This is a genomic window from Paracoccus sp. MKU1, from assembly GCF_001447385.1.
Taxonomy (GTDB): domain Bacteria; phylum Pseudomonadota; class Alphaproteobacteria; order Rhodobacterales; family Rhodobacteraceae; genus Paracoccus.
On sequence record NZ_LLWQ01000168.1, the window covers coordinates 23,697 to 31,214 of the forward strand.

A 7,518-nucleotide genomic window follows, 5' to 3' on the forward strand; every position below is an offset into this window, starting at 1 on the left:
CGTGCCGGGCGATACGGCTTGACCCCGGGGCGGCCGGATTGCAGTTGTGACGCAACGTTCTGTCCATCCCGATGCCGGGGCACCGCCCCCTGCCAAGCACCGCAGGTCTGCCATGGTTGACACTTCGCCCGCAACGAAAAACGCCCCGCTGGCCGGGGTGATCGGCTGGCCCGTCGCGCATTCGCGCTCGCCGCGGCTGCACGGGCACTGGCTGCACCGTTATGGCATCGCCGGGCATTACGTGCCGCTGCCGGTCATGCCCGAGCATCTGGCCGAGGTGCTGCGCGCCATGCCGCATATGGGCTTCGTCGGCGCCAACGTCACCATCCCGCACAAGGAAAGCGTGCTGGCGCTGGCCGATGTGGTCACCGACCGCGCGGCGCTGATCGGGGCGGCGAACACGCTGATCTTCCGCGCCGACGGCAAGATCCATGCCGACAATACCGACGGCTACGGCTTCATCGCCAATATCCGCCAGCACGCGCCGGACTGGATTCCCGATCTGGGCCCGGCGGCGGTGATCGGCGCCGGCGGCGCGGCGCGGGCCGTGGTCGCCTCGCTTCTGGAAAGCGGGGTGCCGGAACTGCGCATCGCCAACCGCACCCGCATCCGGGCCGAGCAGATCCGGGCCGAGTTCGGTGCCAAGGTGGTGGTTTATGACTGGGCACAGGCCGGCAACATGCTGGAGGGGGCGATGACCGTGGTCAACGCCACCTCGATGGGCATGGCGGGCAAGCCGCCGCTGCGGGTGCCGCTGGAGGCGCTGGCGCCGGGCACGCTGGTCACCGACCTGGTCTATACGCCGCTGATGACGCCCTTCCTCGAGGAGGCTCAGGCGCGCGGCTGCGAGATCGTCGACGGGCTGGGCATGCTCTTGCACCAGGCGACGCCCGGCTTCGAGCGCTGGTTCGGCCAGCGCCCCGAGGTCGACGAGGAGCTGCGCCGGGCCGTGCTGGCATGAGCTACCGGCTGGGCCTGACCGGCGGCATCGGCATGGGGAAATCCACCGCCGCGCAGATGTTCCGCGAGCTTGGCCATCCGGTCTGGGACGCGGATGCCGCGGTGCATCGGCTCTATGCGCCGGGCGGCGCGGCCGTCGCGCCGGTGGCGACCGCTTTCCCGGGGGTGCTGAAGGATGGCGGCATCGACCGCGCCGCGCTGCGCGAGGCGCTGGCGGCGGACCCCGCGGGCTTTCGGCGGCTGGAGGCCATCGTGCATCCGCTGGTGGCCGAGGATCGGGCCGATTTCGTCGCCGCCCATGCGGACGCGCCCATCGTGGTGCTGGACATCCCCCTGCTGTTCGAGGGCAGGTCGCAGGCGCAGATGGACGGGGTGGCCGTGGTCTCGGCCCCGCCCGAGGTGCAGCGGGCGCGGGTGCTGGCCCGCCCCGGCATGACCGAGGCGGATTTCCAGATGATCCTGTCACGGCAGATGCCGGATGCGGAAAAGCGCAAGCGGGCGGATTTCCTGATCCCTTCGGATACGCTGGAAGGCGCTCGGGCGGCGATCATAGACATCTGTGCCCGGATCATGGCAGAACGGCCCCATGCGTGAGATCGTCCTCGATACCGAAACCACGGGCTTCGACCCGGACACCGGCGACCGCATCGTCGAGATCGGCGCGGTCGAGCTGATGAACCACCTGCCGACGGGCCGCACCTTCCACGTCTATATCAACCCCGAGCGGCCGATGCCGCAGGAGGCTTTCGAGGTCCACGGGCTGGGCGACGACTTTCTGCGCGACAAGCCGAAATTCGCCGAGATCGCGGCGGATTTTGCGGCCTTCATCGGCGAGGACACCCGGCTGGTGATCCACAATGCCAGCTTCGACATGAAATTCCTGAACGCCGAATTGCGGCTTTGCGGCTATCCGGCGATGCCTTACAGCCGCGCCGTCGATACGCTGGAGCTTGCCCGCAGCATGTTCCCCGGCGCGCAGAACTCGCTGGACGCGCTGTGCCGGCGCTTTCGCATCGACAATTCGAACCGCACGCTGCACGGCGCGCTTCTGGACAGCGAGCTGCTGGCCGAGGTCTATCTGGCGCTGCGCGGCGGCCGCCAGCCGGGGCTGGTGCTGGAAAGCGGCCCGCTGCGCGGCAGCGCCGGCAGCGGAGCGCGGGCGCAGGGCGGGGCGCCGCGTGGCCAGCGGCCGCGCCCGCTCGCCCCCCGCATCACCGAGGCCGAAGCCGAGGCCCATGCCGCCTTCGTCGCGAAACTGGGCGAAAAGGCGGTCTGGCTGCGCTATGGGGACCCGAACCACTAGAGCGGCCGGAGCCGTTCCGGCGCGCAAAGCGGAAAAGAGGACGGAACCTTGATCAGGGATTGGTGGCAGTTCGTCCTGGCGATCTTCGAGCGGATGGACAAGATCCACATGAGCCTGATCGCGGCCGGGGTGGCCTTCTATGCCATGTTCGCGGTATTCCCCGGGCTCGCGGCGCTGTTTGCGCTGTGGGGGCTGTGGAACGACCCGGAGGTGATCGAGCAATATGTCCATACGACGGACGGCTTCATCCCGCAAAGCGCCGCCGAGATCATCTATGGCCAGATCAGCGCCCTGGTGGCGGCGGGGCGCACGCAACTGGGCTGGACCACGGCGATTTCCTTCATCATCGCCACCGTCTCGGCCCGGGCCGGGGTGGACGGGCTGATCCGGGGGCTGAACGCGGCCTATGGCGTGCGCTCGCATTCCACGGTCATGGGATTCCTGCTGGCCTATGTGCTGACGCTGGTCATCGTGCTGGTGATCGCGCTGGGGCTGCTCACCATCGTCATTGTGCCCATCGCCTTCAACTTCCTGCCCGACGTGCCCTTGCGCAACTGGCTGATCGGCGCCGTGCCCTGGATGGCGATCTTTTTCATCGTGCTGGTGGTGATCGGCATCCTCTATCGCTACGGGCCGAACGTGAAGACACCGCGCACGGCGATCTTCACCTGGGGCTCGGTTTTCGCGGCGCTGGCCTGGGCGGCGGCCTCCTATGGCTTCTCGGCCTATCTGGCCAGCTTCAACAGCTACAACCGCATCTATGGCTCGATCGGTGCGGTGATCGCGCTGCTCATGTGGTTCTACCTGGGCGGTTTCACCGTGATGCTGGGGGCGCTGATCAACGTAGAGCTGTCACGCCGCCGCCGCTTCATCGCCGCGAAGAAGCTACGGCAGGCGACACGAAAAAGCCGGCCATCGGAGAAATGAGGATGCCACCGCGGGCAAGGCGTCGCGAATGCCGGCCCGCTTGATCTGGAAGGAGGCGCAGCATGGACCGATTCACCGGCGGTTGCCTGTGCGGCAAGGTCCGGATCGTGGCATCGGGACGCCCCTGGCGGGTCGGCCTGTGCCATTGTCTCGACTGCCGCAAGCATCACGGGGCGCTGTTTCACGCCTCGGCAGTGTTCCCGCAGGACGCGGTGACGGTCGAGGGCGAAACCCGCAATTACGCGGGACGGTTCTTCTGTCCGCGTTGCGGCTCGTCCGTCTTTGGGCGCAGCGCGGACGAGATCGAGGTGAATCTGGGTGCCCTGGACGCCCCGGATCAACTGGTGCCGACCTATGAGCTTTGGACCGTCCGCCGCGAATCCTGGCTGCCGCCGTTTCCGCTCGCCAGGCGATACGCGCGGGACCGGGTCGCCACCAGCCGCTTGGAGGAATGATCAGCGGCGGGTCTCTGCCATCATCCGCAGCGCAAGCCCCGCCAACACCGTTCCCATCAGCCAGCGCTGGACCACCAGCCAAAACGGGCGGCCAGCCAGGAAGACCGCGATGCTGCCCGCCGCAAGGGCGATGATGGCATTCACGCTGACGCTGACGGCGATCTGGGTCGCTCCCAAGGCCAAGGATTGCGCCAGGACGCTGCCCTGGCCGGGCGTCACGAATTGCGGCAGCAGCGACAAATACATGACCGCGATCTTGGGGTTCAGCAGGTTGGTCACGAACCCCATGGCGAAAAGCCTGCGCGCGCTGTCCCTGGGCAGGTCGTGGACCTGGAAGGGCGAGCGCCCGCCCGGCCTGACGGCCTGCCAGGCCAGATAAAGCAGATAGGCAGCCCCGGCGAGCCGCAGGGCGTCATAGGCATAGGGCACGGCCATGACGAAAGCCGTGATCCCGAATGCCGCGCAGAGCATGTAGAACACGAAGCCCAGCGCCACCCCGCCCAGCGAGATCAGCCCCGCCAGCGATCCCTGGCAGATGGAGCGCGAGACGAGATAGATCATGTTGGGACCGGGCGTCAGCACCATGCCCAGCGAAATGGCGGCAAAGGCCAGCAGGTTCACAGGATCGGGCACGAGGTTTCCTTCCCGGATGGCAAGCGTCGCATTCGGCAGCCGGTGAGGAGCCGCCTTGCCGCCCGGCGCCACCGCGACGACGCTAGCAGGCGGCAGGATGGGCAGCAATGGCCGGCAGGCTTGGCCGGTTCCCGACCTCGAGGGGCAAACGACCTGCCCGCCGAACCCTGCGCCGCCCATGCCGCTTTCGCCGTTCGAGCCAGGATGGTCAGGAAGCGATCCGGGATGGATCATCGCGCCGGATTGGTGCGTCCCCCTAGCGATCCGGCCTTGGCACAAGCGCCCCCGCGCGCCCCGGCCTAATGCCGCGACCCGGGCCGGGCGGCCGAGGTCAGCACCACCCGCGGCATCTCGGCACCTTCGCGCTTGTGCAGGTTCTCGACCAGGAAGCGCAGGCGCAGCAGGAAGCGGCCCTCGCCGGTCTCCTGCTCGGCCTCGCCTTCCAGCTGGGTGGCGAAAGCCTCGATCAGCTGGCTGCCGAGACCGGTGCCCTCGGCCAGGCTGCTGGCGCCGATCGAGTTCTCGACCTCCAGCACGGCATGGCGCGGCCCGTCGGCGCGCAGCGAAACCCGCACCCAGGGCTCGGCCTCGGGATCCGAGACACCGGAATATTTCAGCGCATTGGTGAATGCCTCCGTCGCCAGCAGCGTCAGCGGCACCGCCTGGTCGGGCATCAGCACCAGGGGTTCCAGCCGCGCATCGATACGCAGCCCGGTCCCCGGCCCGACAGAGGCATTGGTCATCTGGTTGATGATGTCGCGGATCAACCGGTCGGCCTCGACCGAATCCAGATGCTCGGCCTGATAGAGATTGCGATAGATCGTCGCCAGCGAAGCCACCCGGTCCTGAACCGAGCGCAGCACGCGCCGCGCGTCGTCATGCTCGATCACCCGGATCTGCATGTTGATGATCGAGGCGATCAATTGCAGGTTGTTCTTGACCCGGTGATGCACCTCTTTCAGCAGCACGGTCTTTTCGTTGACGGCAGTCTCCATCGCCTCCTCGTCGCGGATCAGGATGCGGGCCATGTTGTGGAAGGTCTGGCTCATGTCCTCGATCTCGGCGGGCGCGTCGGCCAGCACCGGCGGCGGGGCCGAGCGGTCGCCGATGGCGAAGCGGCGCATCTGGCCGCGCAATTCGCGGATATGGCGCAGGACCAGGCGATAGACGGCGAAATAGGCCACCGCCAGCGAGGCGGCCCAGAGGATCAGCGGCAGGATCAGCGCCGTGCGCCGGGTGATGTCGATGCCGGTGATGCCGGATTCGCTGCGGTTCCACGATCCCAGCGCATAGACCAGCCCCGGCACCACAGGCACGACGCTGAACACCCGCCGCTCGCCGGAATTCGAGATGTCGCGGAAGGTGGTCTCGCTGCGCGACAGCAGCGAAGGCAGCGATTTGCCGCGCGGCAGCACCTCCTGGACATCGCCATCGCCCTCGCGGTCCGAGGAGATCACCTCGCCCTGGTTGTTGAAGGTCAGGATGCGCGCGCCCTCGGTCCCCAGGCCCGAGACATGGGTCGAGCGCAGCAGGTCATGCGACATCGAGACGGCGATGAAACCCAGAAGCTCGACCCCGCGATAAAGCGGCTGGATCACCACCACCACCGACTTGCCGGTGACCGGCCCGTCCTCGCTGGTGGTGACCAGGGTGCCGGGGCTGTCGATGAACTGCTGGAAGGCGGATTCGCCGGTCAGGTCGTGCACCCCGCGCACCGAGGAGCATTCCGTCACCCCATCCAGCCGGGTGAAGCCGGCATAGACGAAATTCACCGTGCGTTGCACCAGGCCGCGCATGATGTCGGAGCAGGCTTGCGGCCGGTCCATCGTCTCCAGCACCGCCGGACCCAAGGCGTCGGCGGTGCCGAGCGCGCTTTGCAGCAGCGCGCGCTCTCCGGCGGCGGCGGTGGCGGTGCGGCCCAGAAGCGCGATTTCCGAGGATCGCTGGTATTCGCGCGACAGGTGCAGCGTCTGGATGACCGAGATCAGCCCGATGGGCAGGATCGCCACCGACAGCAGGCCGCCCAGCCGAAAACCGAGGCCCTTGGTGAATTCCAGCTTGTCCAGCAGGCGCCGCAGCACGAGGGCATCTCAGCGCAGGATCGGGGTGTTCTGCGCCATCACCGCCAGCGTGGCGCGGTCGGTCATCTCCAGCTCCTCGCCCTCTTCCAGATGCAGCAGCTCGGCCAGCCGGCGGCGGCCGCGATTGGCGCGCGACTTGACGGTACCCACGGCGACGCCGGTCATTGCCGCGGCTTCCTCATAGGAAAAGCCAGAGGCGCCGACCAGGATCAGCGCCTCGCGCTGTTCGTCGGGCAATTGCTCGAAGGCGGTGCGGAAATCGTTCAGCGCCAGGCGGCCGTCATGCTCGGGGCGGGTGGCCTGACGGGCGGCATGGACCCCGTCGGTATCGCTGACCTCGCGCTTGGTCTTGCGGCGGGCGGAATAGAAGGTGTTGCGCAGGATGGTGAACAACCAGGCCCGCAGATTGGTGCCGGGCTGGAACTTGTCGATATGGGTCCAGGCCTTGACGATGGTGTCCTGCACCAGGTCGTCGGCCGAGGCCCCCTCGCGCGTCAGCGACAGCGCAAAGGCCCGCAGCGCCGGCAGATGGTCGACCAGCTCGTCCCGAGGATCGCCATGGGAGCCGGAACGGGCGGTTTGCGCCGATTTTCGATCGGTCATCCAGCTCACTCCTGCTCGCGCAATTTGTCGAGCAATTGCAGGAACCTGTCGGGAATCTGCTGGGTCGCGTCCTGCTCGTAGACTCGGCGCAGATTCTCGTCGATCTGCTTTTCTATGGCTGCTCGCCTGCGTTCCTCACGCCTGGTATTCATTTTTTAGTTATTCCCGGTAATCTTGTGCGCACCTTGCCTAACCGTTACCTATCCGATCAAGTTCCGACACACGACGCTTTTTTCGAGGTAGCCATGACCGCAGCGGATCTCGCCCAGTCCATCAGCCGGGAACTGCCCTATCTGCGGCGCTATGCGCGTGCGCTGACCGGCAGCCAGACCGCCGGCGACAATTACGCCGCCGCCACGCTGGAAGCGATCCTGTCGGATCGCAGCCTGATGGATGGCGAGGACACCCGCATCGGGCTGTTCCGCACCTTCCATGCCATCTGGCAAAGTTCGGGCCAGCCGGTGGAGCTGGAGGCGCAGACCCCGCGCGAGGCCCGCGCCCAGGCGCATCTGCGCGGCCTGACCCCCAACTCGCGCGAGGCGCTGCTGCTGCGCAC

General features: G+C 67.4%; 9 protein-coding genes and 1 pseudogene. 6 read left to right on the plus strand and 4 right to left on the minus strand.

What is annotated here, in order from left to right; all coding sequences use genetic code 11:
- Positions 1–112: 112 nt before the first annotated feature.
- The 5 genes from AQY21_RS13295 (at position 113) to AQY21_RS13315 (ending at position 3,645) form a co-directional block, all read left to right on the plus strand.
- Positions 113–961: a shikimate dehydrogenase gene (locus AQY21_RS13295; protein WP_058098125.1), complete on the plus strand. Its 849-nt coding sequence runs from the start codon at positions 113–115 to the stop codon at positions 959–961.
- Complete coding sequence (coaE, locus tag AQY21_RS13300) at positions 958–1,554, plus strand: dephospho-CoA kinase (protein WP_058098126.1); 597 nt, start codon at positions 958–960, stop codon at positions 1,552–1,554. Before AQY21_RS13295 ends, coaE begins: the two co-directional genes overlap by 4 nt.
- Positions 1,547–2,263, plus strand: coding sequence for a DNA polymerase III subunit epsilon (gene dnaQ / locus AQY21_RS13305; protein WP_058098127.1), 717 nt, complete (start codon positions 1,547–1,549; stop codon positions 2,261–2,263). Before coaE ends, dnaQ begins: the two co-directional genes overlap by 8 nt.
- A gap of 48 nt (positions 2,264–2,311) precedes the next feature.
- On the plus strand, positions 2,312–3,190 hold the full coding sequence (locus AQY21_RS13310; protein WP_058098128.1) for a YihY/virulence factor BrkB family protein: 879 nt from the start codon (positions 2,312–2,314) through the stop codon (positions 3,188–3,190).
- Between the two features lie 62 nt (positions 3,191–3,252).
- The gene (locus AQY21_RS13315) at positions 3,253–3,645 is read left to right on the plus strand and encodes a GFA family protein (protein ID WP_058098129.1); all 393 of its coding nucleotides are present in this window, start codon (positions 3,253–3,255) and stop codon (positions 3,643–3,645) included.
- Here the strand turns inward: AQY21_RS13315 and AQY21_RS13320 are convergent, their stop codons facing one another.
- The 4 genes from AQY21_RS13320 to AQY21_RS13335 form a co-directional block, all read right to left on the minus strand.
- The gene (locus AQY21_RS13320; protein WP_058098134.1) at positions 3,646–4,278 is read right to left on the minus strand and encodes a LysE family translocator; all 633 of its coding nucleotides are present in this window, start codon (positions 4,276–4,278) and stop codon (positions 3,646–3,648) included.
- 299 nt (positions 4,279–4,577) lie between these two features.
- Positions 4,578–6,359, minus strand: coding sequence for a histidine kinase dimerization/phosphoacceptor domain -containing protein (locus AQY21_RS13325; protein ID WP_058098130.1), 1,782 nt, complete (start codon positions 6,357–6,359; stop codon positions 4,578–4,580).
- A gap of 9 nt (positions 6,360–6,368) precedes the next feature.
- Positions 6,369–6,962 (minus strand): RNA polymerase sigma factor, encoded by a 594-nt coding sequence (locus tag AQY21_RS13330; protein WP_058098131.1) that lies wholly within the window; start codon positions 6,960–6,962, stop codon positions 6,369–6,371.
- Positions 6,963–6,967: 5 nt separating this feature from the next.
- On the minus strand, positions 6,968–7,114 hold the full coding sequence (locus tag AQY21_RS13335; RefSeq protein WP_019352327.1) for a NepR family anti-sigma factor: 147 nt from the start codon (positions 7,112–7,114) through the stop codon (positions 6,968–6,970).
- Between the two features lie 93 nt (positions 7,115–7,207).
- Between AQY21_RS13335 and AQY21_RS13340 the strand changes: the two are divergent.
- Positions 7,208–7,518 (plus strand): annotated as a pseudogene (locus tag AQY21_RS13340) (response regulator); the annotation flags it as partial.

Excerpts from the sequence above, each read along its gene's own strand:
- dnaQ (WP_058098127.1), top strand. The coding sequence starts at position 1,547 with ATGCGTGAGATCGTCCTCGATACCGAAACCACGGGCTTCGACCCGGAC.
- AQY21_RS13315 (WP_058098129.1), top strand. The coding sequence starts at position 3,253 with ATGGACCGATTCACCGGCGGTTGCCTGTGCGGCAAGGTCCGGATCGTG.
- AQY21_RS13295 (WP_058098125.1), top strand. The coding sequence starts at position 113 with ATGGTTGACACTTCGCCCGCAACGAAAAACGCCCCGCTGGCCGGGGTG.
- coaE (WP_058098126.1), top strand. The coding sequence starts at position 958 with ATGAGCTACCGGCTGGGCCTGACCGGCGGCATCGGCATGGGGAAATCC.
- AQY21_RS13330 (WP_058098131.1), bottom strand. The coding sequence starts at position 6,962 with ATGACCGATCGAAAATCGGCGCAAACCGCCCGTTCCGGCTCCCATGGC.
- AQY21_RS13335 (WP_019352327.1), bottom strand. The coding sequence starts at position 7,114 with ATGAATACCAGGCGTGAGGAACGCAGGCGAGCAGCCATAGAAAAGCAG.